This window comes from Parageobacillus toebii NBRC 107807 (assembly GCF_003688615.2).
Taxonomy (GTDB): domain Bacteria; phylum Bacillota; class Bacilli; order Bacillales; family Anoxybacillaceae; genus Parageobacillus_B; species Parageobacillus_B toebii.
The window spans coordinates 1,829,970-1,855,278 of sequence record NZ_CP049703.1 but is presented as its reverse complement, the minus strand read 5'-3'; the positions used below and the strand labels follow the sequence as shown (position 1 = coordinate 1,855,278).

The following is a 25,309-nucleotide window of genomic DNA, read 5'->3' as shown; positions in this document are numbered from 1 at the left end:
GGCGATCATTCCTGTACAACTTTTACATTATTTTCGTTTAGTGAGAGACCGAGTTCTTTCGCTTTTTGCAAAATCCGTTCATATGTGCTTAATTGTTGAACTTCAACATATAAATCATTATTTTGCTTTTTCTGTTCTTGAACCGTTTCTTGTAGCTGTTGAATTTCTTTATTTACTTGATAAATCTTCACTTGATTGGACACAATATGCACTGCTGCATACATAGCAAATACGCAAAACGATAGGAATAAAAGCTTTTCCCCTAACGTAAAGCGAATTTTTAGCTTTCGTTGCTTTCTAGTGCGCGGACGTGATGACGGACGTTGTCGTTCATGAATTTTTACTGCCGTATTATTCATTGTTTTTCCCTCCTGTCATTAGTGATTCAACATCGTTTTTTGTTCATAGCTTTTCGGCGATACGCAGCTTTGCGGAACGCGCGCGATGATTATGTTCGATCTCTTCCTCGGAAGGGACAATCGGCTTTTTCGTGATAATTTTTAATGCCGGGCGGTATTGATCAGGAATGAGCGGAAGCCCAGGAGGAAGCTGTGGGCCTTGGCTTGCTTCTTTAAAAGCCACTTTACAAATGCGGTCTTCTAATGAATGGAACGTAATAACACTAATTCTTCCACCTGATTTTAATAAATCAATCGCCTGTGTAATCGCCTCTTTGAATGCTTGCAGCTCATCATTTACGGCAATTCGTATCGCTTGAAAAATTCGTTTGGCCGGATGCCCTCCGCTTCGCCTTGCCGGCGCCGGGATAGCTTCTTTAATGATGTCAACTAATTGCCCGGTTGTTTCAATTCGCTTTTCTTTGCGAACTTCTTCGATTTTCCTCGCCACTTGCTTCGAAAATTTTTCTTCACCATAATGGAAAAAGATATGTACGAGCTCCTCATATGGCCAATGATTAACGATATCATAAGCCGTTAATGATTGCTCGCGATTCATTCGCATATCTAACGGTGCATCATGGTGATAACTAAATCCTCGTTCTGGTGTATCTAACTGCGGTGAGGACACTCCTAAGTCAAACAAAATTCCATCCACTCTATGAACTCCCCTCGCCGTTAGCTCTTCCGCAAGAAAGCGAAAATTTCTGCGAATAAATGTCACCTGTTTTTCATAACGGGCTAATCTTTTTTTCGCATACTCGATCGCCATATCATCTTGATCAAACGCAAATAGTCTTCCGTCCTCTGACAGTTGTGAAAGTAAATATTCACTATGTCCTCCACCGCCAAGGGTGCAATCGACATAAATTCCATCCGGTTTTATATGGAGTCCATCTACTGCTTCCTTTAATAGCACTGTCGTATGTTGAAACACATGTTCACCACCTTTAATCACTCATTGCTGCAACATATGGTATACGAAAATAAACGTCGTGGAAAATCAGCTAGGAAAGCTTCGTTATTCATATAGAGCGATCATTTACTTATTATACTGCAAAACACAACAAAATTTTAGCTTTTTTTGTAAAAACTCGTCTTCTTCTGTTTACTTTTGTCGTATTTCGGCAGCTCACAATAAATACGAACTAATATTTGTTATTTTACTTTTATTTCCATTTTAATTTCTGTATGTCTACTATTTCATTCTGATAAAAAAAAATCCTGCATAAAACAGGACTTTTCTTTTCGACTTTTTCTTGTAAAAACTATTATATATATACAATTTTATGCATGCCGTTCCATTGGTAATTAAGATGTAAAAGTTTCTCTAAAAAATTGAACCCATATTTATTGATGTAGTAGAAAATATTCCAAATCCGCTCCTGAGGCGCTTGATTCGGCATTAACGACATTTCCACGCGAGAAAATTTTCGCAACTCCACCTCATATTTCCTTATTAATGCTCGTTGCAACGTTTGCTGAAGAAAATCGATTTGCGCTTGAAGAAGAGTTGCATTTTTCGTCAACAACCCCGCCAATCCGCGATCAATTTCCATTCCAAATTCCCGAAGCGGGCGATGAATTTCTTCGATTTCCGCTTTTGCTTTCGCAAACATTTCTTCAAGCGGATAACGAGTTTGCTGCGCTAACCATTGCTGTTTCGCTTCTTCTAGCCGTCCTTTGAAAACATCCATGATATCGATCCCGATTTCAGCTAAATCGGTTTGAATGGAGCGTTCTACAATAGTGATGTTGACACGCGGGATGACTGGCGGCATTTTGAAACCAAATATCGAAAACGCCTCTTTCAGCTCTGCCCAATATGCAATTTCTCCAGGACCAGCGACAAACGCCAATGTCGGCAACAAAAATTCTTGCATAAGCGGCCGGGTCACGACATTATTGCTTAAATGGCCAGGTTTGGTTTTAGCAAGTTGTATTAATTCATCTTTGGAGAAAACAAATTCTCCTTTTTTACTATGAAATACCTCTTTTTGTGGATCATGCTCGAGCAGCCACCGTTGTCTCCCATCATAATAAAACAAGTTTGCACAATGTGGCTGAATATCTAACGTATTTTTATATCCGAGCTGCCGAAGCTGATGCTGCTTTCGCAAAACAGCATCCGTCACTTTGCGATGGCATTCAATCAAAGCAGTAAAAAAGCTGCTCTCGATTGCGCGCAACGGGACATCGGCTGCATTAAGAACAACCAATCCTTCAGAAGCAAATAGACGTAAAACGATAGAAGCAAAAAAGTCAACGAACGTTTTCGATTGGTCTAAACATTGGAATAGAAAATCAAGCAACTTATTTGTCGTTTCTGTTTCTCCATATGTTTTCACAATATTAGTAATCCAAGTGGAACAAACTTGATGATCTAATGGTACATCCGATACCATACGCTTTTCTTGCGGAATATCAGGGTAAACATATTTCTTAATTTTTCTATCTTCGGCAATGTACACGTGGTTTACTTCGGCAATATCATGGTCTTCACCAGCAATCCAAAAAAGCGGAACGACCGGCACGCCTAATTTTCTTTCTTGCTCTTTAGCAAGCTTGATGATCGAGATAATTTTATAAATCGTATAAAGCGGCCCGGTCAATAATCCGGCTTGTTGCCCGCCTACTACTACTACACTTTCAGGATGAAGCAATTTTTCAATATTGTAAAATGTTTCGGAACTCGCGTGAAATCGCTGATGATACGAACGTAAATATTCCACAAGTTCGCGGCGTGGATACTCTCTTCCTTTTATATCATCGAGCCGCCTCCAAAATACATCTTCCGCCTGAAGGGAGTAAGAAAAACCTTTTTCAATCGGAAAAGTACCATTTATGTAATCGGTTGCTAACGGTGTCGTAGCAGCCAGAGAAATTTCCCGAACTTCCATGTTTAGAAACTTCCTTTCTTATCTTATCATGTTCTTACATGAGTATAGCATTTCTTTTTTGCAAATGAAAAAACAGTTGCTCACTGTCACCCAATTTTTTATTTATAAATTGCTAGATACTCTCACAATCATTCCGTAGACAAGCAGACTAAAATAAAGCGAGGAAAACAATAAGAAGTTCGCTCGCCAAAACAAACGAAAAACAGCGGAAAAATGAAAATCTTCTTTTTTGCGCCAATACCCGATCGAAATCAACATGTGCATGATCAGTAAAAAGAAGACAATGTGCCATAAATACGATTTTCCTGAAAGAACAGTAATCAAAAAGTGAACAGCAATAATAAAAAAAAGTGTCGAAACATTCACTGCCACATAAAACGACTTTCGTTTTCTTTTTAATAATTTGCGGGAAAAAAAGTAAACGACGAAAAATGACAATAACGGCAGCGTAACGAATGCCGCGATCAGATGCGCAAACAGCTCATTCATTTTTCGTCCCCCCTTCTTCCAACCCCTTTATGGCATAAAATAAAAATTGTGAGAGCGGCAACGTAATCCCGAGTTCTTTCCCTTTTTCTAAAACATAGCCTAAAATGGCATCAATCTCTGTTTTTCGGTTTTGGGAAATGTCCATTAACATTGATGAATAATTTTCTGCTGTCTTTTGACAAACACTCACAATATGTTCCCATGCCTTTTGTTCGTCTTCGATCGGCAACACTTGCTTAAATTCGGAAAACAACAATTTCATCATTTCATAATATGGTTTCACTTTAAGCAAATCTCCGTTTTTGATGCGTAAAAGCGCTGTCAACGGATTAATGGCTGCATTCACGATCAATTTTTTCACTAACATATTCTCCCAATTATTAGCAAATTCAAATGGAAAATCAGAGATGCTCTTTGCCGATAAATTTACGGCTTGTCCAAATGTGCCATACAAGCTTGCAAGCACAATCTTTCCAATTCCTGTATGTTCTACCGTACGATCATCATGTTTGAGTGCACCGTGCTCGACAATTCCAACAATAATATTTTTTTCCATGAGTGGAGAAAGCAACTTAATATGCCCCATCCCGTTTTGTAGAAAAACAACCGTTTTCACCTGATCAAACAGGTTTCGGTGATTGATAATCGTTGCAATATCATACTGCTTCACCGTTATAAAAACAAGATCATCGTTAATGTTCGCTTCCGTAAATGTCATGGCTTGAAGTGAAATACGCTTTGTTTCTCCGCGTTTCACAAACCGCAATCCTTCGTTCATTAATCGTTGTGCTTGTGCTGAACGTCTTGTATAAACAGTGACTTCATATTCATTACTTAAATAAGCAGCGATTAATAGACCAATGGCTCCGCCGCCAACAATTCCAATTTTCACAATTTCTTCCTCACCTTCCATCAATCCATGCTATTCCTATTTTAGCAAATAGCCAATTTATCCGCTAAGAAAAAAAGCTGACGATGGGGTCAGCTTTTTACGATTTTTCCACTTTTTCTAGAACCGCTTCTTCCGAGAGTGGAGCTTTTCGTTCTTGTTCTTCTTCAAGCTCCGCCATTTTTCTTGCACGTTCCATAATGGCAAGCAATGTTTTATACTCCTCTTGAACAGCAAATAGCTGTTTTTGCAATGCTTCTTTCTCGGCTTGGAGTTTTGTAATCATTTGTTGTAATTGCTCCATGTCTTTCTTTAAAGCACGGTTTTCATCCGCAATTCTTTGCGAATCATGCGCCTTTTGCCCATGTGTTTGCAAAAATGTGATGACATCAGACCACGTCAAGTTTTTGTCTGTTATTTCCTCTTTCCTTTTTCGTTCTCTTTCTTCACTAGCCGCAGCCTCTTTTTTTCTCTCCTTTCTCTGTTTTTTCGCTAGTTCAATTTCTTCTTTATACTGCTTTCGAACATAGGAATTCCATCGAAAGCCACATGCAGCTGCGGTGCGTGACAAAAGCTGTCCTACTTCTTCAAAAGCCTGAAGCTGCGTACCTCCTTCGCGAATATAGCGCAATACGACTTCTGCCAATAGCAAATCTTCGTCTTGCGTCCAAGCATCCTGACGTACACTTGTCATCTTCTTCCCCCCTCTATAGCTGCTTTTTTACTATATTTATGCAGCTAATAGAAAAGATAGAAGGGAGAAAATTATGATTTATATAAAAAAGATTGGATAGCTCTTTTATGTTCTTCTGAACCCCATAATTCGGAACAACGGCGGATTTCCGCAAAAAATCTCATCCGAAATTCATCGCTTTTCCACTTTTCTGCAGCCGCCATTTTATATGCACGCAATACAGAAACCGATTGCGATAAATAAGGGGCAAGCAGCTCGCGGCATTCTTCCCGCAAATTGTTTCCTGGCAGCACCGCGTGTATCCATCCATACTCGTACATTTTTTCTGCGCTTATTCTTTCTGCACGCAAAAGTATATCAAGCGCTTGAGTGTACGGAAGTTTTTCAAAAAGCATTGTCGCTCCGCCCCACCCAGTCGTTATTCCAAGTTTTCCTTGAATAAAGCCGATTTTACTTCCAGATTTCGCATAGCGGAAATCACATGCTGATGCTAACTCACAACCGCCGCCAATAGCAGTGCCGTTAATGAGCGCGACAGTTGGTTTAGACAACGTAAGCAATGAATACAAAATCGTCCCCATTTTTTCTAACATTTGTTTTGCATTTTCTGTCGTATGTAAATGTTGAAATTTGCTTAAATCCCCTCCTGAACAAAACGCTTCATCACCTGTTCCCGTAATGACGAGCATTTTCACATCATCATTTTTTTCTACCATCGCAATCGTTTCTTCCAGCTTGTCCATTACTTCAAAATTGATCGCGTTTCGTTTTTCGGGGCGGTGAATAGTAAACCAAATAATCCCATTACTGTCATATTCCACTATAGCTACTTTCATATTTTTCCGTTTCCTCCTTTCCTTAAAATCAATTGGGCATCGGGCGGGCATTTTCCTGCTTATTTTCATAGCTAAAAATAAAAAAACAACAAGCACAAGTACTTTCCTTCCTTGTGCTTGTTGTTAAAGATAATTATTTGTTAACAACTTCTCTTCCTTTGTAAGTTCCGCAAGATTTGCATACGCGATGCGCTAATTTCATTTCACCGCAATTTGGGCATTCTACCATGCCTGGCACTTGCAATTTAAAGTGAGTGCGGCGCAATCTTTTTCTTGTTTTTGATGTTCTTCTAAAAGGTACTGCCATGCTTCCCACCTCCTTATCAGCATGTCGAAGTATCAAAAGCCCGGATCATCCCGGCTACTTCGCTTACTCTTTTTTGTCTTTATCAAAAAACTTCGCTAATGCAGCAAGACGAGGATCGATTTTCTGTTTGGCCTGTTCTTCTGCCATCGCTTCCCAACGTTCTTCTTTAATGACTTCCCAGCCTTCTCCAGACTGTGGAGCCCCGTCCTGCACCGTTTCTTCTTCCGCAAATATTTGCAACGGAATTTCCAAAAGAATAAGTTCTTTGATAATCGGTAACAAATCTACTGTTTCGTCTTTCACTAGATGCGTATCTTCATCTGTCGATACTACATCATAATCATTCATAAAAAATGTTTCCGTCGTTTCGATCGAAAATGGATACGAAACGTCGACCAACGTCCGCGAACAAGGCAGTACCATCGTTCCCGACACTTGCAAGTGAAACGTAAATTTTGTCGAACCGATATCTGCCCTTCCCTGTACATGCACAGGCGAAATATCGCGGATCAGTTTATCAATCTCTTTTAAATCAGAGACATCAACATATTCATCAATAACGATTTCTTTATGATGAAACTGATGAAGCTGATGGACTGTCCATTTCATAAAAAATCACCTCAAGACAACAAAGAAAATTATACGTTTCGTTTTCCTATTTGTCAATATTTTTTCTTTACAGTATAATTGTTGTCAGTTTATATACAATTTATCACTCTTTTGAAAAAAACAACTAAACAGCAGGGAGAGCAAAATGAAAGCGGTCGGAATCATTGTCGAATATAATCCGTTTCATAACGGGCATTTATATCACTTAGAAGAAACCAAAAAACAAACTGGAGCAGATTGCATTATTGCCGTCATGAGCGGAAATTTTCTGCAGCGCGGAGAACCTGCGCTTGTATCAAAATGGGCGCGAACAAAAATGGCATTGTCAGCCGGGGTAGATATTGTCATTGAGCTGCCGTATGCATTTGCGGTTCAATCTGCTGAACGATTTGCCAGCGGCGCGGTTACATTGCTTCATTCCTTATTTTGTGAAGAAATTTGCTTCGGAAGCGAAAATGGAAATATAACCGCATTTATCGATGCGGCAAAAACGTTTTTAGAGCAAAAACAGCAGCATGACAGTTATGTGCAAGAAGCGCTTCAGGAAGGGGTAAGCTATCCGCGGGCGAACGCAGAAGCCTGGAAACGATTGAACGCCACTAACCTTGATTTATCTAAGCCGAACAATGTGCTCGGTCTTGCGTATGTCAAAGCGATTTTACAAAAACAAATTCCGATCACTCCTCGTACGATTCGCCGCATCGCTTCCGATTATCATGACAAAACGTTCTCTCATCCATCGATCGCTAGCGCGACAAGCTTAAGAAAAGCGCTTAAAGGGTCGCTTGCACATTTAGAAACCATCGCCCCGTATATTCCAGGCACTACAAAACAAACACTCGAGCAATATTATGATACATACGGCATGTTTCATGAATGGGAAGCCTATTTTCCATTTTTAAAGTATCGCATCATGACAGCGGAAGAGGCGGAGCTGCGCCAAATTGCCGGCGTTGACGAAGGTATCGAACACCGCTTAAAGCAGGAAATTGTTGTTGCCCCGACGTTTTCCGCTTTTATGAACTCGATCAAAACAAAACGATATACGTGGACGCGGCTGCAACGAATATGCACTCATATTTTAACGAATTTTACAAAAGACCAGCGAAAAAAAAACAGAAACGCCGACATATATTCGTTTGCTTGGAATGAGCAGCAACGGGCGCCGCTATTTACAACATGTAAAAAAACATCTGCCGCTTCCGCTCGTTACAAAAGTGTCAAATTTAAAACATGACCCGATTTACCAGCAAGAAAAAAAGGCGTCTTTTGCTTATGCCGCAATATTTCCTGAACCTGCTCGCACCAATGTGCTGAAAGAGGAGTACGCTACTCCTCCTCTTTTGCAATAACAGCCGCTTTACGATGGTTATTTTAAATTTTCTAAATAACGAATCGCATCATCAAACGTATCGACCGGAACAATTTTCATTTTTGTTCCGATTTTTTTTGCCGTTTTCACTGCTTCTCGATAGTTCGAATCTGCTGCCCCATTTTCGTTTGGTGCAAAGAAAATTTCTGCTCCCTCCCGATCAGCAGCAACAATTTTTTGCGAGATGCCGCCGATCGGTCCGACTTCGCCATTCATATTAATCGTACCTGTACCGGCAATTTTATGCCCTTTCGTAATATCTTCTTCGACAAGTTGATTATAAATTTCTAACGAAAACATTAATCCTGCTGATGGCCCGCCGATTTGTTCCGAATCAATGCGGACTGGCGGGTTTGTAGCAATGTCATAATCGGTAGTAAGCGAAACCCCTATACCTATTTGTTTTGGATTATGCGCAAATGGCATTAATGTAAGAGTTGCCTCTTTTTCCTTTTTACCGCGCACAAATGTAATATGAACTTTATCTCCCTTTTTCTTTGTACGAATATATTGCACCATTTGTTCCGATGTATCCATCCTTTTTCCATCTATTTTAATAATGCGATCGCCAACTTTTAATTGCCCCTCTGCCGGCATATGTGGAAGCACACTCATCACGTATACGCCTTTTGCTTTATAAGAAACTGGTTTCCCCGCTTTTTTATAGGCAACAGCAATCGCTGCCTCTTTTGACTGCTCCATAAGCTGAAGCTGACGCATTGTATATTCCTCATCTGTTTCCCCTTCTTGTTTTATTTCTTCTAACGGATATAGTTCATAAAAGGAGCGAACATGTGCAAGAAAATAGGAAATAGCATTCGCCCGTCCCATTTTCACCGTCGTTAGCATAAACGTTCCTTCATCATCATCATCCCCATGCTCCACATGAACAAGCGGCTTTAAGTCTTGCGCAGTTCCAGGCATCGTAACGTAATAAGGAAATTTAATAAAAATAAGCAGCAATGCTACGATGACGCCAAAGAAAAATGCAACCACATACATTCGTTTTTTCATCAGCGTGAATGCTCCTTCCAGTTTTGAATTGCTTGGCGGATTTCTGGCACATATTTGCGTGTTTCCTGTTCCCCGATAGCAATAATTTCCTGTGCATGAGTAAATGCTCGCGAGCTATATTGCTCTACGTGCGGCCGAATCATCACATCGGAGGCAAGTTGACGATGGCGGACAAGCTCGTCTTGCAGAATATCAATGCTTTGTAAAATCACATCAAATATCGACGTAATTTCTCCGTCCACTTTCACATGGGAAACATCGACTGCAATAACAATATCCGCACCCATTTCTCGGACAACGGAAACGGGAACGCGATCAACAACTCCCCCATCTACAAGCAATCGCCCGTCTACCCTTTCAGGGACAAAAATACCGGGAATGGAAATGCTGGCTCGTACGGCGCGGGCAACATCCCCTCGGCGAAACACCACTTTTTGACCTGTCTGTAAATCCGTCGCTACAATTGCCACCGGGATGGACAGTTCCTCAATTTTTTTCCCTTTTGTGAGAAGCCGAATAAATTCGGTAATTCGCTTTCCAGCAATTAGCCCCATTTTTGGAATTGTAAAATCGATGTAGTCATTTCGACGAAACGACTTTGCTAACTTATATAAGCGCTCAAGACCGAGATCGCTAGCATATAGAGCAGCGACAAGCGCCCCGATGCTGCTTCCGGCTATGTAGGAAATTGGGATTTTCTCCTCTTCCAATACTTTCAGTACTCCAAGATGCGCGAAACCTCTCGCCCCTCCAGAACCTAGCGCTAACCCAATTTTCGGAAACACCGTTTCTCTCCTCTCTACATGACCACCTTGTTTCATCTTATGGTCTAAAACTCCCCCCTATACTCGTATATTAAACTATATGAGGTTGTACACGTAATATGGTGTTAAAAAGGGGAGAGAGGATGTGTCGTTACCAGGAGGCAGAACAGATATGAAACCAAAAGCAAAAACCGTCTTTCTCGCTTCAACGGTTACTTTATTTGCACTGTCATTAATTTGCTACCCTCAGCAATCATTAGAAGCATCCATCCGCGGTTTAAATATGTGGTGGGAAGTCGTTTTTCCATCACTATTACCTTTTTTTATCGTTTCTGAATTATTGATTAGCTTCGGTGTCGTTAATTTGCTTGGAGTTTTGTTAGAACCGCTTATGCGGCCGCTTTTTAGAGTTCCTGGCGTCGGCGGTTTCGTTTGGGCAATGGGAATGGCTTCCGGCTATCCATCAGGAGCAAAACTAACTGCACGGCTTTATCAAGAAAAACAAATTTCTACGATCGAAGCAGAACGGTTAGCCTCATTTACTAATTCATCCAACCCATTGTTTATTTTTGGCGCGGTGTCGGTCGGATTTTTTCACAATCCAAATCTTGGCATTATTTTAGCACTTTCCCACTATATAGGAAACATTTGTGTAGGAATGATTATGAGATTCCATGGAAAATCACAAGAAAAAGGAAAGCAAAAACGACCGAGTCATTTGTTTTCTTTTCCTTACGCATTCCGAGTGCTTCATGAAACCCGTCTAAAAAACGAACAGCCGCTTGGAAAATTGTTAGGAGACGCCGTTCGGTCTTCTGTACAAACATTGTTGATGATCGGTGGGTTTATTATTCTCTTTTCTGTCATTAATAAGCTGCTTTACATGATGCATATTACGGAATATATATCCTTTATTTTCCAGCATATTCTTCACTTATTTCAACTTCCAAAAGAACTAAGCATCCCGATGATTTCCGGTCTATTTGAAATTACGCTCGGCAGTCAGATGATTAGCCAAACCGATAAAGCCGAACTGTTGGAAAAAGCCATTGCAACAAGCTTTATTCTTGCTTTTGGCGGATTTTCCGTGCAAGCACAAGTAGCAAGCATCCTCGCTGAAGCAAACATCCGCTTTAAACCATTTTTTATCGCCAGAATCATGCATGGATGTTTTGCCGCATGTTTTACATATATACTATGGAAACCGCTCTACGTCCACCCAGCCGATGGAAATATGCGCGTTATTCCAACATTTTTGATAGAACGCTCACCAAGCTGGATCAACCATTATTGGGAGCTGTTGCATCAATTCGGACCAATCATTACGATCGTCTTTTTATGTCTATATATATGGCTTACTGCTGCTCAATGGCAAAAAAAGGTCATAGAATAAAGACAAAATAAAATTAGGCTGACTTAAAAGAAGCTTCTTTTAAGTCAGCTTTCATTACGTTCGTTAGAAGTAAGGGAAGCAAATTTTTTTCTCAGCGCTTCCTCTACAACAGGTGGCACTAAGTCGGAAATATTGCCATTATACTTTGCTACCTCTTTGACAATACTGGAACTTAAAAAAGCGTATTGGCTATTTGTCATCATAAAAAACGTCTCAATATTTTCATCAAGAACACGGTTCATCGACGTGATTTGCATTTCATATTCAAAGTCGGACACAGCCCGCAAACCACGCAAAATCGCACTCGCATTTTTACTGCGCGCATAATCGACAAGCAGGCCGTGAAACGATTCAACAATCACATTTGGAAACGGCCGCGTCACTTCCCGCAACAGTTCTATCCGCTCCTCAACAGAAAATAACGGCTTCTTTGAAGAATTATTAAGTACCGCTACATACACTTGATCAAACACTTTTGCCCCTCGCCTAATAATATCTAAATGCCCATATGTAACCGGATCAAAGCTTCCTGGGCAAACCGCAATGCTCGCCATGCCCTATTCTCCTTTCTGCACATCCATGTACCGGTAGATTGAAACCGCGGTAATTCCATATACTTCATGTTTCCACTTTACAAGACGACCAACTTGTTCGGCAAGATGTGTTTCGGCAGAGTGTTCCACAACGACAGCACCATCTTTTTCAAGAAGCTCATGTTCATCAATAAACGAAAGGATTGACTCCAATTTTTGTTCTTTATATGGAGGATCAAGAAAAATCAAATGAAAACGAAGCCCGCGTTTTATAATTGCCCTCAACGCTCTTTCTGCATCATTCCGATATATTTCTGCCTGTTCTAACAGTCGACACGTTGCAACATTTTTTTTGACGGTTTGCACCGCTTTTGCGTCATGGTCTACAAAAATGACTCGGTCAAGCCCGCGGCTTAATGCTTCAATTCCAAGACCGCCGCTGCCACTAAACAAGTCAAGGCCCATCCCGCCGGAAAAATACGGACCAACCATATTAAATATCGCTTCTTTCACTTTATCTGTCGTCGGTCTTGTTGATATTCCTGGAACCGCTTGCAGACGTCTACCTTTACATTTTCCTGAAATTACCCTCATTGCTTTCACCACATTTTGACACAATTTCGCAACATTATCGTATCATAAACTTTATTATAGTAAAACAGCTGAAAATTTCATAGTAACATGTATATAAAATTAGCAAACCGGCCATAATGAGTAATGGCAACATCCATGCGGATGTTGTTGCCAACCACGGAGAAGACTTACGTTTCCCCATAAGTTCTTCCTCCGGTTTCTCCTCTCCCTTTTCTTTTCCTTTAGTTTACTTGTTCCTTCCGATGCGCAAGGGGCAAGTAAACGTAAAGGACCCCTGCAGATCATAGGCTGCAGGGTTTTTTTTATTTTTCCATTTGAAATTTTGTTAAACAATGATTAAAGTTATGTATGGACAAACATAGTAAGGGGGATATAGATGATTCAGCGTTTTATAGAGCTAGGGGAAGGTTATTCAGATATATACGAACTAATTGAACTCGCCAGAGCAAATCGGCATCGTTTGTCTGGACTTTTTGCTTTTCATACGGTGAAAAACGGCCGTCCGGTGACATCGTGTGTTGTCGTTTTGCATCCAACAGATCCAGGGGATTTTCAACCGTTGTATATTTGCCGGGAAGGAATTCCAAATCCGCGTGTGAAACCAAATAAGCGATACGATTTATTTGCCCAACTAGCGAAAGAACTAGGAATGGAGATTATTCATTTAGAAGTGAAGCCTTCGACATTTTTTGCTGAATTAGATTTATACTATCAACACTTAATTGGCATTATGCGGATGAACCGTTTTATCCCTCCGCTCCAATAGTGGCGATAAAAATAAAAATCGGCTGACTTTCCAAAGAAAATCAGCCTTTTTTTACTCCGCCGAATATCCTAATGGATAAGAGGAGTCTTTTTCTTTTTCCCCTTTTGATTCGAATTCTAGCTTTAAAAATGGTCGATAAGACGGTTCGACCCGCTTTACAAACGGCAAGGAAGCAAGCTTTTTCATCATTTCATCGACTTGCTCCATATCACAATATAAAACCGCATATTTTAACCGTTTCGAAACATAATGAATATTGCCAAATTTGCGCAGATGTTTGCTATGCTTTAATGAATGCAACCAGACAATAATCCCTTGGCGTTTTGGAAACATACCACCATTCCCCTTTTATATACTATGTGCGGCAGCCGCAGCTTCCCCCTGCTCCGCATCCTCCCGAACAGCTGATGGACAAAAAATACGGGTTCCCTGTTGGCACTTTAATTTGATCTGATACCGCTTTGCCAATTAACACGCTAATCTCATCTAACAGTTGTTGCATGGCATTTTCCGCCTTTTTAAACGCAGCAATCGTCTCATGAAAATCAAGTTCACGTTTTATTTCACGCACTTCTTTCATCACGCTATGATAATCGGGATGATATTTTCCAAAGCGCTGTACTTCCTCATAGCGCTCTTTTGCCTTTGTAAAACGAGCGATAATATCTTGAGCAACACGATCTTGTTTCAGTCGTTGAAAACATTGGCGGTATTCTTCTGCCAATTCCGATTGTACAATCATTTTTGCTAATGCTTCTGCTTTATCTAAAATCTCGAGACGCTCGAGAGTTGCAATGATCACGTTTTGGCACCTCCAATGTAATGATACCATGAGATGAATCAGAAAGGAAAGTAATGAAGTTGCGCATTAAAAAAAGTCTGACTTGCTCGTCAGACCTTTTTCTAAGAGATCGTTACTGTAAATTCTTGTGACAACCCGGTTATTTTCCCGTCATTATGCACAAGTTCAAGACGTATCACATGTTTTCCGGTCGGTAATCCTCGCAACATAAATGCCGCTGTATATACTTCATCTATTTTTTGTCCATTTATATATACGTTTATGTGTCCCCCATTCGTTCCTTTTCGAAACGGAAAATCAGCGACAATACACTCAATCAATACATCTTTCCCTTTCACAACATGCTTGACTTGAAATGATTTATTCTCCTGATTAGTCATAGCAAACGCAACATTTGGGATATTTGTTTCTGGCGCCGGTTTATCGTTTCCGCACGCTCCTAAAACGACGAAAAGAAATAAAAGCAAAATAACGAGCTGCTTTTGCAAAGACATCACTCCCCTTTAGGAAGTAGTCTTTGCTTTTTTGCAAAAATTAATCACGCATCGCTTGAAACATATGAAGCATTAATGAAACCATTTGCAAGGAATTAGCGATTTTCTCCACTTTATGTGGAATCGTCTGCTCATAATAATGAAGCGCCTCAAGTTCAAATGATGGCAGCTTATGTGGGTAGCGGGAAAGAAGGCGATACCAGCGCGGCTCTTTGCGAATAAAAGATTGCAGCATTTTTTTCGTTCGAATATATTGTATAACCTCTTTTCTCATTGGCACCCCCTCTAGTCTTTACGAAATGAAAACGGATGTTCATCTTTCGTTATCCCCATATGCTGCTTTTCATTTCCTTGAAATTGAGTAATAATGTTTTGGATTGCGTCAATCGCTTGTTGAACACTCGCGAGATGTTTTTGTACCTCATTAGCATCCATATTTTGTATTACATTTGCAATTTTTTCAATCCATCTATTACTACTTTTTTCCTTGCGTTTTATTGGCTCTTGATTTTGTTTATAGGCTTCCCAAATTTCATCATCCTCACCAAATAAATACCAATCTTCATAAAACTCTTTCCACGTTTTTTGACCATTGCGCACTTCTTGAATTATTTTCGGATGCTTTTTCACAAACTGTTTAAATTTCTCCACCGAAGGATGTAGATGCTTTTCCATTGAATACCTACTCCCCTCATCGACTCACGCCTATCTACCATATACTATTGCCTATATATGATTTACGTGCGCCCATTTTTTCTTTACATCGACAAAATCGCTATTTTATTTCCATAACCTTAAAAAATCTTGAGTATAATAATCACCAGAAACACCTACACCAAGGTAGGTAAATTGTTCGCTTAATAATGTTTCTCGATGGCTTTTGCTGTTTAGCCATCCTTCCACCGCCTCAATACCATCCATATGATGTGCGGCAATATTTTCTCCCGCCATTTCAAATTTAATATTTGCAGCCAATAGCCGATCTTTTAAATCACCATTTTTTGGAGATTTATGAGAGAAAAAGTGATGATCTTTCATATCTTTACTATGCATATAGGCAACTTTTGCTGCTTCCTCATGCCAACGAAGTGGCTTAACACGATAACGTTGGCGAATAACGTTTGTAATATCAAAAATTTGTTTTTCATTCGCTATTTCCACTTCTCGTTGCTGTTTGGAAGATAAAGGGGCTGAATTAGGTAAACTGCCACGGTAAACAAGCTCATATGGCCTCATTTTTACGAATACTTCCCCAGTCATAAGCCGAATGCTCGAAATCTTTCCGGTAAAACGATCTACATATAATTGCGCGTAGACGTTGCCAACTTTGACAATCGGCCGAGAGGCGTAATCTTGTTCTGACAGCTCAAAACGATACATTCCTGTTCTCAATTTTATTTCAACATTGGATAAAACAGGCATCGTCTTAAACACTTCTTGAAGGGGCTGACCGATGTAAAATGGTTTTACATTCACATTCTCTCCGCATACAAATGCCGTAACAACACGCCCATCCATCATTCCAATTTGAAAGTATGTGCTTGCGCTCCGATTATAGATCCACCATTCATAATCATAAGCGGAAGCATCAATTCGTGTCGGCGAGCCGAATTTCTTTTTTACATCTCTTTCTGTTTTTCCAATCATTGAAAGCATGCCGCTTTCGACTTTCGGTTCTTTTACCATATAGTCTTTCGGCTCTGTTTCTTGAGGCGGGCTAAGCGGTGGTGTACTTGGCGCAAAATAATAAAATCCAATGATTAGCAATAACACAAGAAAAAACCATTTCACACGGCAACTCTCGCTTTCCGAAAAAAGATATTCTATTGCCATTATAGCCGTTTTTCTATGGCAACAAAACGTAAAAAAAGAATTCCCCTGCTTTCCAGGGGAATTTCGTATACCAGACATTTATTCAATGTTGAATAAAAAAATAATGAATGGAGGACAAAAATTTATCATAAATTGAAAATATCGCAAAATGATGAACAATTGATTGAAAGTCGTCATCTTTCATACTATTATAAATGAAGGGGCATTTTTCTTTTCCGTATACTAGGCTTTGTCGATAGGAGGAATAGATATGAAATTTGAAAATACTGGTATCGAAAACCAAACAGCGGAGCTTTCCCGTTTAGATGATCTAATGGAAAAATTTAAATTTATTAGAGCTTCTCAATGGGACTATGAACGGGTTACATACGATCGGAAATTTCAAATAAAGGGGGATATTTACTATCTTCGTGTTCAAGGATACGCCATTGAGGGAGACGTTGATTCCCGCTATGCACTCATTAAGTTACTTCCTCCAATTTTAGGAAAATATTATTATCCTCATGGCGTAGAATACGGCGACGATGAACATTTCCCTTCTTCATTGGTAAATCAATGCCAAACCATTTTATCACAAATAAAAGAAGAACTTGACAAAATTCAAGACTAATCCGAAATGCGAAAAAAAAAAAACGCATGAGGGAAATCTCATGCGTTTTTTCATTACATAGCCAGATGTTTTACAACAACATGTACCTTATCGACAGTAAACGGCGTCATTGCCTCAATTTCCTCTGTAATATGTTTTTGCAATTGCTCACATAATGAAATAATCGGTACTCCCCGCTTTATTACTATCAGCGCTGTAACTGTACAGAGGCAATCTTCCTCAATGGTCACATGGACTTCGCAATCATCAATAACAATGTCGTTTAAGTCTTTCAAACACATCATAACAATAGTCAATAAGGTCGCTTGCGTTGCACTCAACTTTCGGAATCGGACGATCGTTTTCATCCCCCTCTCCCTCTTTATTAGCTTCATACGAACAATAATGTGTTTTATATGTATACGTGTTTTATCCACCTTTGTTTACTATAAGAAAAACCCGACAAATTTCGTGTCGGGTTTTAAAAACCTAAAATAGCTTTAATCATTGATGTTGTTTCCCCGCCTTTATAAAATACGTAGAGAAGCAAATATACGATGACACCGGTCGCAGCTGTAAAAAACCAAATAACGCTTGTAATCGGTCCGAGCCGCTTATGACGGGCGCGATGGTCTTTTAAACCAGTCCAAAGCGTGACAATGCCAAAAATTGCTCCAACCGTAGCCAAAATAATATGAAACACAAGAAAGATCGTATAATACACTTTCAAACTGTCAGGGCCGCCAAAACTCGTGTTCCCGATAAAAATCGTTCGCGATAGGTAAATAATAAAAAACAATAAAGCGAACACCGCTGCACTTAACATTGTCTTTTTATGGGCATCAATGTTTCTCCTCAGTATTAAATACCATCCATACGCCACTAACGCTGCGCTAATGACAATACAGCTCGTGCTAATGGTCGGTAAAATTGGCAATGAATACTCCATATCCAATTCCTTTCTATGTTTTATTGATTATTAAAACATTTCGATAAAACATTACGACTCAGAAGGTTGTGGGGATGCAACAGTTTCCAATTTTTCTTTTTCCTGCTCTTTTCGGTACCATTCCCTAAAGGCGAAAAAGAGCATTATGCCATAAATAATTTCTTGAATAATTTTCATTAATATCCCGCCAAGCTGCTGATCGTAAAGAAGCGGAACAGAAAAGAACATCTCTGGTCCTGTTAAATCAAGAGAAGCTAATGTCCCAGCGGGAACGCAAAGAGCAAGCGACTTCATCCACATTTGCGGATCGTAATAAGTCGCATATAGCGGTTTTCCAGCAAAAATAATTAAGGCACACGCCGGAGTTAATAAAGCGCCGTCTGCAAAAATGTAGCCTATCTTCTTGAGACCGCTAAGAGACTGCCAGCCCGGCATTTTATTAAGAAGAGGCCACCACATCATCCATGCAGCGACAAAAATCATCGTGGTAATTACCGCATGATAAAGCGCATTGCTGTTCGCTAAATCAAAAATAAATGGAACGTGATAAAATGAGAACAAGCTATTAAATAAAACAACCGCAATAAGCGGCTTTGTCAAAAACGTTACTGCCGCCTTTAATGGTCGAATTTCGAAAAGTCGCTCAAACAGCCAATTTGGTATTCCTAAAATAAGTAATGGTGGAGCCATAAAACTTAATATTGCCATTTGTATCATATGTGCGCTAAAAATCAAATGACCGAGCAAATCAACCGGCGAACCGAAAGAAATATAAAGCAACATGATCCCTGCGAGAAAATATGCTTTCTGCTTGCGCGTCGGTGGTCCTTCCTTTGTAAAACGAGTTCTCCAAGGCCCAACAATCATAAAATAAAGACACGTAATCAACAACAAAAACGCAAGGAAATAAGGACTCCATAACGCGACAAAACCAAACATGCTTAGCGATGCCATTTTCATATCACCTCAATTCTTTCTCTTTTCATTATACTACACTCCTATCGTTTGTCTATTGTTAAGCGCTATCAATTAACCTGTTTGCATCATACGAATTATGAAAAACTTATTTTTTCCGTTTAGCTTCGCAAATTTCTACTTCTATTGATTCTTCTCGCTTTGGACGGTGACAGTGCATCTATTCTATAATTTTTTGATAATACTAATAAATAAAATTATTCTTAATTTATTGACTATTTAATTTATTTTTATTAATCTTATAACTAGAGGGAGTGTCAATATGACATGATTCCACGCAACGACGGAACCAGGAGATCCATGCGATTTACAGTTTGCCATCAGAGAATACGCTTTTGAATCAGGAAGCTTTGTCATCAGCGTGGCTGGTTTGTTAAGAGAACAAGACTTTGAACCTCAATATAAGCATTTTATTGATAGCCCAGAAATGGATTTCAGTTGGGCGGTAGGCGGTGCCGCAATCGTTAACCCATTTGGTGAATACATCGCCGGACCGGTTTATAACGAGGATACGATTGTTTACGCGGATTGCCATGCGAATGAGATCAAGGCGGCGAAAGTGGTATTTGACGGATTGGGCCATTATTCGAGACCAGATGCGGTTCAACTATTGCTGCATGATCATGAACAAAGAAATCTTCTCCGCAGCTCAAAAGGACTTTCCTACCAAGATTTGAAAAATATTTCTGAAAGCACAGAAGTGCCGCTTGAAAAACTAGAAAAAGTTCTTGAGAAGATTGAAGCAAAATTGAGTCAAAACTAGTTTAAAAAAGGAAATCAGCTTTCGCTGATTTCCTTTTTTATTACCACCAAATAATTGTCGCAAACGCCCAAATAGTCAAGAAGGCTACAAATACACCGCCATACATGAAGAGTGCTGGCATTTCATGTCCTTTATGGCTCATATGCATAAAATAATATAATTGGAACAACACTTGTACCACAGCAAGAAGAAGAATAAATGGAACGGAAAACCAAGGCGAAAATTTATCATAACCAACCGCGGTAAATGCGATTAATGTGAACAAAATCATTAATACAAAGGAAATAACTTGATGCTTCATATCCTCCGCGTTTTTTTTGCGGCGATATGCTAAATCAACGCGCTCATTTCCAGAATTTGCTTGATTCACCATATATTCACCCCACCATTCCCATTAGGTATACAACGGTAAAAATGAATACCCATACGACGTCAATAAAGTGCCAGTAAAGACTCGCCACATAAAACTTTGGCGCGTTGTAAAGGTTCAAACCACGCTTCGCGTTGCGGATCATAAGCGTTAAAATCCACGATAAACCAAATGCAACGTGGCTGCCATGCAGACCGACTAGCGTATAAAAGGCAGATGAGAAGGCACTTGTTGAAAACTTAAGGCCTTTATGCACATATTCATAAAACTCGTAAATTTCTAATCCTAAGAAGCAGAGACCTAACAATACAGTGATGCCAAACCAAAGCATCATTTTCTTAAAGTCGAAGTTTTTCATGTGATAGATGGCGTAAACGCTTGTTAAACTGCTTGTCAATAAAAGCATTGTAGCGACAAACACGAGCGGCAAATGAAACAATTCCTGCGATGTCGGTCCCCCAGCCGTTTTATCTCTAAGCGCTATGAAAGTGCCGAAGAGGGAGGCGAAAAGAACTGTCTCTCCCCCTAGGAAAACCCAAAGTCCTAAAAATTTATTTTTTCCTTCGATGGTAGCTCTTTCAGGGGATGCGGGGAATGTTTCCGCCGTTAATTTTTCTTCAACATGCATTATGCCTTAACCCCCTTTTTCTCCGCTTCGATAATATCTTCTTTATGAATGTGGAAACCATGGTCGTCAATGATAGAACGTAAGCACATAGAACCAAAGGTAATGACCAATCCAAGAATTCCTACCGGCAACCCCCAAGAGTAGTCGTTATGATACATGAAACCAAATGAAGCAATAAACAGCCCAAGTGAAATGACAAACGGCAGGAATGAAGGATTCGGCATATGGATGTCTCCAAGCGGTTCTGCCGGAGTCAAGCCCTTTTTCCCTTCCATTTTCTCTAGCCAGTAAGCATCTAAACCACGGACAAGCGGAGTTTGCGCAAAGTTGTATTCAGGTGCTGGCGAAGGAACCGCCCACTCAAGCGTACGCCCGAGTCCCCAAGCATCCGCTTCAGCTTTTTCTCCTTTGAACGTAGTGATCACGATATTGATTAAAAGGACGATAACACCTGCCGCCATCAATAAGGCACCAATTGTACTAATCAAGTTTCCAGTTTCCAAACCTTGGCCCGGCAAGAATGTAAATACGCGGCGAGGCATACCCATCAAGCCAAGGAAGTGTTGGATAAAGAATGTTAAATGGAATCCGGTAAAGAATAACACAAATGTCAACTTACCAAGCTTTTCGCTTAGCATTTTGCCAAACATTTTTGGCCACCAATAATGCGTGCCGCCTAATAAAGCTAGCACTACACCGCCAACAATGACATAGTGGAAGTGAGCAACGATGAAGTAGCTGTCATGATATTGATAGTCAGCCGGCGCTGCTGCCTGCATAACCCCGGTTACTCCGCCGATAACGAAAGAAGGAATAAAACCAATAGCATATAACATTGGCGTTGTAACGCGGATGCTTCCCCCCCACATTGTAAATAGCCAGTTAAAGATTTTAATACCTGTCGGGACAGCAATTGTCATTGTCGCAACCGCAAAAATGGCGTTCGCAACCGGTCCCATGCCAACTGTAAACATATGGTGCGCCCATACCATGAATCCTAAAAAGCCGATCAATACAATCGCAAACACCATGGAAGAATATCCAAATAAGCGTTTCTTAGAGAAAGTTGAAATAATTTCAGAAAAAATACCAAATGCCGGTAGTATCAAGAGATATACTTCCGGGTGACCGAAAATCCAGAATAAGTGTTCATAAATAATCGTGTTGCCGCCTAATGCCGCATTAAAGAAGTTGCCGCCAAATAAACGGTCCATCATCAGTAAAAGCAATCCAGCCGTTAGCGGCGGGAACGCAAATAAGATTAACGTAGAAGCAACGAATGTTGCCCACGTAAACAACGGCATACGCATGTATGTCATGCCTGGAGCACGCATCGTAATGATGGTTACGATGAAGTTAATCCCACTGATTAATGTACCGAACCCGGAAACTTGTAAACCTAATACGTAAAAGTCAATTCCGTGTCCTGGTGATTCTAATGATAACGAAGCGTAAGACGTCCATCCTGCATCAGGCGCTCCGCCTAAAAACCAAGAACAGTTTAGAAAAAGCCCCCCGAAAAAGAATAACCAAAAGCCTAATGCGTTTAAGAACGGAAACGCAACGTCGCGCGCACCGATCTGAATTGGAACAATCGCATTCATCAATGCGAATAATAACGGTGTTGCTGCCAAGAAAATCATTGTCGTACCATGCATCGTAATCATTTCATTAAAAAGACCCGCGCTAACAAAATCGTTGTTAGGCACCGCAAGCTGAATACGAATAATTAGAGCCTCGATACCACCCATGATGAAGAAAATACCGCCGGCAATTAAGTAAAGGATGGCAATTTTTTTATGGTCGACCGTTGTAAGGTAGTCCCATATTAGGCTCTTTTTACGAACTGCTGTACTCACGGATTTAAACCTCCTTTTTTATAGAAATCCCGTTTGTTATTCAACCTTTAGACTCATTAAGTATTTCGTTAAAGCATCAATTTGCTCATCCGTTAATTTAGCATATGTTCCTGTCATTTTATTTCCAGGTTTCACACTTTCAGGGTCTTTTAGCCATTTCTTTAAGTTTTCCTCATTATGTTCTAAAATACCGGCAATGCGCTCACGATCGCCGAAATTTGCCAAGTTTGGCGCTGTACGCGCTTGTTCTGGACGTTTGTCAATTGGAGTAACCGCGTGGCAGCCAATACAGCTTTTATTGAAAATCTCTTCTCCCTGCTTTGCAACCGGATCTGTCACAACTGGTTTTTTCGCATTTTTCATTTTTTCAATCCATTGATCAAATTCTTCTCTAGGAACTGCTTTTACTTTGAAGTCCATCAAAGCATGGGAAGGACCGCAAAGCTCCGCACATTTTCCGTAGAAAATGTTGCCCGCTTTTTCTGCTCTTTCTTGATCAAATTCCAGCCAAAATTGGTTTTTGTTTTCAATGTTTGTATCTATTTTCCCGCCAACTGCAGGAATCCAGAACGAGTGTTTTACGTCTGATGCTTTTAAGTTAAAATACACGCGCTCATCTGTCGGAACCACTAAATCTTGGCTTGTAATTACGCCATAATCAGGATATTCAAACTCCCACCAGTAAAGACTTGCGCGAACATTGACAACAAGCGTATCTTTATCGCGCTTCTCTTTATTCATCGGTTTGACATCAGCAAGATCGAACGTTGCTTTCACTGTCGGAACTGCCAAGATAATTAAAAGGATAATCGGAATGACAGTCCAAACAATTTCAAGCGTATGGTTTCCTTCCACTTGTTTTGGAATCTTGTTTTCCTCACCTTTACGTTGCCGAAAACGAATGACAACGTATACAAAGATAATCGTTACAACAACAATAACGAGTAACATAATGGCTGTGCTAAGCAGCATCAGTGAAAATTGCATGTCTGCTGCTTCACCCGCCGGCTGAAGCGTCGATAAAAACGGCTTGCCGCAGCCAGCTAACAGAAGCGCTATCATGCTAAAAAGAGAAAATAAGCGCCAGTTATGTAGCCATTTCTTCATAGCCTAATCAAACCCCTCTTTCTATTGATGAAATAAAAAATTTTATATGAATTCTTTCTCTTTATGGAAAGAATTTTAAACGAACTCCATTTACCAAAGGGTAGCGATAACCATTGCTACAAATAAAATCGTCAAATAGTTAAGGGAATAAATAAACATCCACTTCGCCCACTTTAAGTCGTCTTTCATTTTAAACCCATAAAGTCCCAATGCAAGCCATCCTACGTTTAACAACGTAGCAACAGTTAAAAACGGCACGCCTAATGAGAACAAATAAAATGGCAGTGGCAATAAGCACGCAACCCATACAACGATTTGCCGCTTTGTCATCGCAAAACCATGAACAACTGGAAGCATTGGGATGCCTGCCGCCCGATACTCTTCGCATCGTTTCATCGCCAATGCCAAAAAGTGCGGTGGCTGCCATATAAACATAATCAAAAATAAAACAAGAGGAACGACATGGAAATCCGGATCTACCGCAGTCCAACCAATAACCGGCGGGACAGCGCCAGAAATGCTTCCGACAACTGTGTTCAATGTATAGTTTCGCTTCGACCACATTGTATATAAAAATATATAAGTAATAGCGCCAATTAACCCAACAATAGCAGCAGTGACCGTTGTCATTAACAAGCTGAGCGTCCCTACTGTTATGAATATAATTCCGAGCCACAATACTCGCTTCGCTTCCATTGTCCCTGTTACTGTCGGCCGCGTTTTCGTTCGTTCCATAAACTGGTCGATGTCACGGTCAACGAAATTATTGATGCTACACGAACCAGCTATAACAAGTGCGGAACCAAACAGCGTAAAAAATACAATATGAAGATTTTCCAAAAAACCTTCTCCCATAAAATAGAGAGCTAACCATAATCCAGTGAATGTCGTAATTAGATTCGAATTAACAATTCCGATTTTCACGACCGACGAAAACTCTTTCCAAATGGATCTTATATTTGCACGCGAACCTTCACCCGAATGAGCAGCTTGTTCATGTATTGCTTTTAAATTAGCCATTCACCCGTTCCTCCTATCGCACCGTCAACTTTTTATTACATAATAGACGGTGCCATATAACAAATTTTCTTCATCTCCATCATATCATAACACATGCAAATCATCATTGCAGGAAATTATTTCTTCCATTAGAACGAAAAAACCTATTTTCTCTTTATATTAAATCACATTTTCATGACATAATGTGAACTTTTTTTGAATAATTTGTGTCAAATTTTCGAATTACAAAAAGCGTATTATTCTCTCATCAAGAGAAAACGCTTTTATTGCTTATCCTATTATATTTCTAGCAAACTTAATGAACTTATTCAATATGTAAATATCAGTTTGTTTTTCTTGCGTCATCATGTAAAATGATATTG

Annotated in this window: 31 protein-coding genes and 1 pseudogene; 5 read left to right on the top strand and 27 right to left on the bottom strand. The window is 40.0% G+C overall.

All coding sequences use genetic code 11. The features are described 5' to 3' along the window. Positions 1-5: 5 nt before the first annotated feature. From ftsL to DER53_RS09600, 9 genes are all read right to left on the bottom strand, one after another. A complete protein-coding gene (ftsL, locus tag DER53_RS09640; RefSeq protein WP_015863349.1) occupies positions 6-359 on the bottom strand; it encodes a cell division protein FtsL in 354 nt (117 codons plus the stop codon). A 43-nt stretch (positions 360-402) separates the two neighbouring features. Further along, a complete protein-coding gene (gene rsmH / locus DER53_RS09635) occupies positions 403-1,335 on the bottom strand; it encodes a 16S rRNA (cytosine(1402)-N(4))-methyltransferase RsmH (protein WP_015863348.1) in 933 nt (310 codons plus the stop codon). Positions 1,336-1,669: 334 nt separating this feature from the next. Beyond that, the gene (gene bshC, locus DER53_RS09630) at positions 1,670-3,298 is read right to left on the bottom strand and encodes a bacillithiol biosynthesis cysteine-adding enzyme BshC (protein ID WP_062753497.1); all 1,629 of its coding nucleotides are present in this window, start codon (positions 3,296-3,298) and stop codon (positions 1,670-1,672) included. Between the two features lie 102 nt (positions 3,299-3,400). Next, positions 3,401-3,787 (bottom strand): DUF3397 domain-containing protein, encoded by a 387-nt coding sequence (locus tag DER53_RS09625; protein ID WP_062753499.1) that lies wholly within the window; start codon positions 3,785-3,787, stop codon positions 3,401-3,403. Next, positions 3,780-4,679: a 2-dehydropantoate 2-reductase gene (locus DER53_RS09620; RefSeq protein WP_062753632.1), complete on the bottom strand. Its 900-nt coding sequence runs from the start codon at positions 4,677-4,679 to the stop codon at positions 3,780-3,782. The genes DER53_RS09625 and DER53_RS09620 overlap by 8 nt, the downstream gene beginning before the upstream one ends. Positions 4,680-4,776: 97 nt before the next feature. Beyond that, positions 4,777-5,370 carry an RsfA family transcriptional regulator gene (locus DER53_RS09615; protein ID WP_062753501.1) on the bottom strand — a complete coding sequence of 198 codons (594 nt, stop codon included), beginning with the start codon at positions 5,368-5,370 and terminating at the stop codon, positions 4,777-4,779. A gap of 71 nt (positions 5,371-5,441) precedes the next feature. Further along, positions 5,442-6,206, bottom strand: a complete 765-nt coding sequence (locus tag DER53_RS09610; protein WP_062753503.1) for an enoyl-CoA hydratase/isomerase family protein — start codon at positions 6,204-6,206, stop codon at positions 5,442-5,444. A gap of 133 nt (positions 6,207-6,339) precedes the next feature. Beyond that, complete coding sequence (gene rpmF / locus DER53_RS09605) at positions 6,340-6,513, bottom strand: 50S ribosomal protein L32 (RefSeq protein WP_003251950.1); 174 nt, start codon at positions 6,511-6,513, stop codon at positions 6,340-6,342. 63 nt (positions 6,514-6,576) lie between these two features. Then, positions 6,577-7,122, bottom strand: coding sequence for a YceD family protein (locus DER53_RS09600; protein WP_062753505.1), 546 nt, complete (start codon positions 7,120-7,122; stop codon positions 6,577-6,579). A 145-nt stretch (positions 7,123-7,267) separates the two neighbouring features. On the opposite strand from DER53_RS09600, the pseudogene DER53_RS09595 reads away from it, so the two are divergent. Next, positions 7,268-8,474, top strand: a pseudogene (locus DER53_RS09595) (nucleotidyltransferase). A gap of 17 nt (positions 8,475-8,491) precedes the next feature. On the opposite strand, the gene DER53_RS09590 reads toward DER53_RS09595, so the two are convergent. Then, a complete protein-coding gene (locus tag DER53_RS09590; RefSeq protein ID WP_015863340.1) occupies positions 8,492-9,508 on the bottom strand; it encodes a SepM family pheromone-processing serine protease in 1,017 nt (338 codons plus the stop codon). After that, positions 9,508-10,293: a patatin-like phospholipase family protein gene (locus DER53_RS09585; protein WP_082805410.1), complete on the bottom strand. Its 786-nt coding sequence runs from the start codon at positions 10,291-10,293 to the stop codon at positions 9,508-9,510. Before DER53_RS09585 ends, DER53_RS09590 begins: the two co-directional genes overlap by 1 nt. Positions 10,294-10,444: 151 nt before the next feature. Between DER53_RS09585 and ylbJ the strand changes: the two genes are divergently transcribed. Further along, positions 10,445-11,665 (top strand): sporulation integral membrane protein YlbJ, encoded by a 1,221-nt coding sequence (gene ylbJ, locus DER53_RS09580; RefSeq protein WP_062753511.1) that lies wholly within the window; start codon positions 10,445-10,447, stop codon positions 11,663-11,665. A 44-nt stretch (positions 11,666-11,709) separates the two neighbouring features. Here the strand turns inward: ylbJ and coaD are convergent, their stop codons facing one another. Together coaD and rsmD are read right to left on the bottom strand one after the other, a co-directional pair. Beyond that, complete coding sequence (gene coaD / locus DER53_RS09575) at positions 11,710-12,219, bottom strand: pantetheine-phosphate adenylyltransferase (RefSeq protein WP_015863337.1); 510 nt, start codon at positions 12,217-12,219, stop codon at positions 11,710-11,712. 3 nt (positions 12,220-12,222) lie between these two features. Then, positions 12,223-12,792: a 16S rRNA (guanine(966)-N(2))-methyltransferase RsmD gene (gene rsmD / locus DER53_RS09570; protein ID WP_015863336.1), complete on the bottom strand. Its 570-nt coding sequence runs from the start codon at positions 12,790-12,792 to the stop codon at positions 12,223-12,225. 376 nt (positions 12,793-13,168) lie between these two features. Between rsmD and DER53_RS09565 the strand changes: the two genes are divergently transcribed. Further along, a complete protein-coding gene (locus tag DER53_RS09565; RefSeq protein WP_015863335.1) occupies positions 13,169-13,558 on the top strand; it encodes a DUF7147 family protein in 390 nt (129 codons plus the stop codon). A gap of 51 nt (positions 13,559-13,609) precedes the next feature. Here DER53_RS09565 and DER53_RS09560 read toward each other — a convergent pair whose 3' ends face one another. The 6 genes from DER53_RS09560 to DER53_RS09535 form a co-directional block, all read right to left on the bottom strand. Continuing rightward, positions 13,610-13,891, bottom strand: a complete 282-nt coding sequence (locus tag DER53_RS09560; protein ID WP_062753515.1) for a YlbG family protein — start codon at positions 13,889-13,891, stop codon at positions 13,610-13,612. 22 nt (positions 13,892-13,913) lie between these two features. Further along, the gene (locus DER53_RS09555) at positions 13,914-14,360 is read right to left on the bottom strand and encodes a YlbF/YmcA family competence regulator (protein WP_015863333.1); all 447 of its coding nucleotides are present in this window, start codon (positions 14,358-14,360) and stop codon (positions 13,914-13,916) included. A gap of 101 nt (positions 14,361-14,461) precedes the next feature. After that, the gene (locus DER53_RS09550; protein WP_062753517.1) at positions 14,462-14,854 is read right to left on the bottom strand and encodes a hypothetical protein; all 393 of its coding nucleotides are present in this window, start codon (positions 14,852-14,854) and stop codon (positions 14,462-14,464) included. A 40-nt stretch (positions 14,855-14,894) separates the two neighbouring features. After that, positions 14,895-15,128 carry a YlbE-like family protein gene (locus tag DER53_RS09545; RefSeq protein WP_015863331.1) on the bottom strand — a complete coding sequence of 78 codons (234 nt, stop codon included), beginning with the start codon at positions 15,126-15,128 and terminating at the stop codon, positions 14,895-14,897. Between the two features lie 11 nt (positions 15,129-15,139). Continuing rightward, on the bottom strand, positions 15,140-15,529 hold the full coding sequence (locus tag DER53_RS09540; protein WP_015863330.1) for a YlbD family protein: 390 nt from the start codon (positions 15,527-15,529) through the stop codon (positions 15,140-15,142). Positions 15,530-15,634: 105 nt separating this feature from the next. After that, positions 15,635-16,645: a CAP domain-containing protein gene (locus DER53_RS09535; protein ID WP_062753634.1), complete on the bottom strand. Its 1,011-nt coding sequence runs from the start codon at positions 16,643-16,645 to the stop codon at positions 15,635-15,637. A 292-nt stretch (positions 16,646-16,937) separates the two neighbouring features. On the opposite strand from DER53_RS09535, the gene DER53_RS09530 reads away from it, so the two are divergent. Further along, positions 16,938-17,297, top strand: coding sequence for a YugN family protein (locus tag DER53_RS09530; RefSeq protein ID WP_015863328.1), 360 nt, complete (start codon positions 16,938-16,940; stop codon positions 17,295-17,297). A 53-nt stretch (positions 17,298-17,350) separates the two neighbouring features. Here DER53_RS09530 and DER53_RS09525 read toward each other — a convergent pair whose 3' ends face one another. From DER53_RS09525 to ctaG, 3 genes are all read right to left on the bottom strand, one after another. Next, entirely contained in the window at positions 17,351-17,644 is a 294-nt protein-coding gene (locus DER53_RS09525; RefSeq protein ID WP_062753518.1) for an Asp23/Gls24 family envelope stress response protein, read from the bottom strand. A 113-nt stretch (positions 17,645-17,757) separates the two neighbouring features. Further along, a complete protein-coding gene (locus DER53_RS09520) occupies positions 17,758-18,225 on the bottom strand; it encodes a DUF420 domain-containing protein (RefSeq protein ID WP_062753520.1) in 468 nt (155 codons plus the stop codon). 51 nt (positions 18,226-18,276) lie between these two features. Continuing rightward, positions 18,277-19,179, bottom strand: a complete 903-nt coding sequence (gene ctaG / locus DER53_RS09515; protein ID WP_015863325.1) for a cytochrome c oxidase assembly factor CtaG — start codon at positions 19,177-19,179, stop codon at positions 18,277-18,279. 340 nt (positions 19,180-19,519) lie between these two features. Here ctaG and DER53_RS09510 point away from each other — a divergent pair, with 340 nt between their 5' ends. Next, positions 19,520-19,963, top strand: coding sequence for a nitrilase-related carbon-nitrogen hydrolase (locus tag DER53_RS09510; RefSeq protein WP_121910042.1), 444 nt, complete (start codon positions 19,520-19,522; stop codon positions 19,961-19,963). Positions 19,964-20,003: 40 nt separating this feature from the next. Here DER53_RS09510 and ctaF read toward each other — a convergent pair whose 3' ends face one another. The 5 genes from ctaF to cyoE all read right to left on the bottom strand — a co-directional run bounded on the left by ctaF (position 20,004) and on the right by cyoE (position 24,947). Beyond that, positions 20,004-20,336, bottom strand: coding sequence for a cytochrome c oxidase subunit IVB (ctaF, locus tag DER53_RS09505; protein WP_062753522.1), 333 nt, complete (start codon positions 20,334-20,336; stop codon positions 20,004-20,006). 4 nt (positions 20,337-20,340) lie between these two features. Next, positions 20,341-20,961, bottom strand: coding sequence for a cytochrome (ubi)quinol oxidase subunit III (locus tag DER53_RS09500; RefSeq protein ID WP_015863323.1), 621 nt, complete (start codon positions 20,959-20,961; stop codon positions 20,341-20,343). Then, complete coding sequence (gene ctaD, locus DER53_RS09495; protein ID WP_062753523.1) at positions 20,961-22,820, bottom strand: cytochrome c oxidase subunit I; 1,860 nt, start codon at positions 22,818-22,820, stop codon at positions 20,961-20,963. The genes DER53_RS09500 and ctaD overlap by 1 nt, the downstream gene beginning before the upstream one ends. Before the next feature lie 36 nt (positions 22,821-22,856). Further along, positions 22,857-23,927, bottom strand: a complete 1,071-nt coding sequence (coxB, locus tag DER53_RS09490; RefSeq protein WP_015863321.1) for a cytochrome c oxidase subunit II — start codon at positions 23,925-23,927, stop codon at positions 22,857-22,859. 90 nt (positions 23,928-24,017) lie between these two features. Then, positions 24,018-24,947: a heme o synthase gene (cyoE, locus tag DER53_RS09485; protein WP_062753525.1), complete on the bottom strand. Its 930-nt coding sequence runs from the start codon at positions 24,945-24,947 to the stop codon at positions 24,018-24,020. Between the last annotated feature and the right edge of the window lie 362 nt (positions 24,948-25,309).

What these genes read in the sequence shown, in the direction of transcription:
- ctaG (WP_015863325.1), bottom strand. Translation starts at nt 19,179, where the DNA reads ATGGCATCGCTAAGCATGTTTGGTTTTGTCGCGTTATGGAGTCCTTAT.
- DER53_RS09540 (WP_015863330.1), bottom strand. Translation starts at nt 15,529, where the DNA reads ATGGAAAAGCATCTACATCCTTCGGTGGAGAAATTTAAACAGTTTGTG.
- DER53_RS09590 (WP_015863340.1), bottom strand. Translation starts at nt 9,508, where the DNA reads ATGAAAAAACGAATGTATGTGGTTGCATTTTTCTTTGGCGTCATCGTA.
- rsmD (WP_015863336.1), bottom strand. Translation starts at nt 12,792, where the DNA reads ATGAGGGTAATTTCAGGAAAATGTAAAGGTAGACGTCTGCAAGCGGTT.
- DER53_RS09520 (WP_062753520.1), bottom strand. Translation starts at nt 18,225, where the DNA reads ATGGAGTATTCATTGCCAATTTTACCGACCATTAGCACGAGCTGTATT.
- DER53_RS09600 (WP_062753505.1), bottom strand. Translation starts at nt 7,122, where the DNA reads ATGAAATGGACAGTCCATCAGCTTCATCAGTTTCATCATAAAGAAATC.
- cyoE (WP_062753525.1), bottom strand. Translation starts at nt 24,947, where the DNA reads ATGGCTAATTTAAAAGCAATACATGAACAAGCTGCTCATTCGGGTGAA.
- DER53_RS09625 (WP_062753499.1), bottom strand. Translation starts at nt 3,787, where the DNA reads ATGAATGAGCTGTTTGCGCATCTGATCGCGGCATTCGTTACGCTGCCG.
- DER53_RS09545 (WP_015863331.1), bottom strand. Translation starts at nt 15,128, where the DNA reads ATGAGAAAAGAGGTTATACAATATATTCGAACGAAAAAAATGCTGCAA.
- bshC (WP_062753497.1), bottom strand. Translation starts at nt 3,298, where the DNA reads ATGGAAGTTCGGGAAATTTCTCTGGCTGCTACGACACCGTTAGCAACC.
- DER53_RS09525 (WP_062753518.1), bottom strand. Translation starts at nt 17,644, where the DNA reads ATGAAAACGATCGTCCGATTCCGAAAGTTGAGTGCAACGCAAGCGACC.
- DER53_RS09550 (WP_062753517.1), bottom strand. Translation starts at nt 14,854, where the DNA reads ATGTCTTTGCAAAAGCAGCTCGTTATTTTGCTTTTATTTCTTTTCGTC.
- ctaF (WP_062753522.1), bottom strand. Translation starts at nt 20,336, where the DNA reads ATGGTGAATCAAGCAAATTCTGGAAATGAGCGCGTTGATTTAGCATAT.
- DER53_RS09530 (WP_015863328.1), top strand. Translation starts at nt 16,938, where the DNA reads ATGAAATTTGAAAATACTGGTATCGAAAACCAAACAGCGGAGCTTTCC.
- DER53_RS09565 (WP_015863335.1), top strand. Translation starts at nt 13,169, where the DNA reads ATGATTCAGCGTTTTATAGAGCTAGGGGAAGGTTATTCAGATATATAC.
- DER53_RS09560 (WP_062753515.1), bottom strand. Translation starts at nt 13,891, where the DNA reads ATGTTTCCAAAACGCCAAGGGATTATTGTCTGGTTGCATTCATTAAAG.
- DER53_RS09500 (WP_015863323.1), bottom strand. Translation starts at nt 20,961, where the DNA reads ATGCATGTTGAAGAAAAATTAACGGCGGAAACATTCCCCGCATCCCCT.
- ftsL (WP_015863349.1), bottom strand. Translation starts at nt 359, where the DNA reads ATGAATAATACGGCAGTAAAAATTCATGAACGACAACGTCCGTCATCA.
- DER53_RS09615 (WP_062753501.1), bottom strand. Translation starts at nt 5,370, where the DNA reads ATGACAAGTGTACGTCAGGATGCTTGGACGCAAGACGAAGATTTGCTA.
- rpmF (WP_003251950.1), bottom strand. Translation starts at nt 6,513, where the DNA reads ATGGCAGTACCTTTTAGAAGAACATCAAAAACAAGAAAAAGATTGCGC.
- coxB (WP_015863321.1), bottom strand. Translation starts at nt 23,927, where the DNA reads ATGAAGAAATGGCTACATAACTGGCGCTTATTTTCTCTTTTTAGCATG.
- coaD (WP_015863337.1), bottom strand. Translation starts at nt 12,219, where the DNA reads ATGGCGAGCATTGCGGTTTGCCCAGGAAGCTTTGATCCGGTTACATAT.
- DER53_RS09610 (WP_062753503.1), bottom strand. Translation starts at nt 6,206, where the DNA reads ATGAAAGTAGCTATAGTGGAATATGACAGTAATGGGATTATTTGGTTT.
- ylbJ (WP_062753511.1), top strand. Translation starts at nt 10,445, where the DNA reads ATGAAACCAAAAGCAAAAACCGTCTTTCTCGCTTCAACGGTTACTTTA.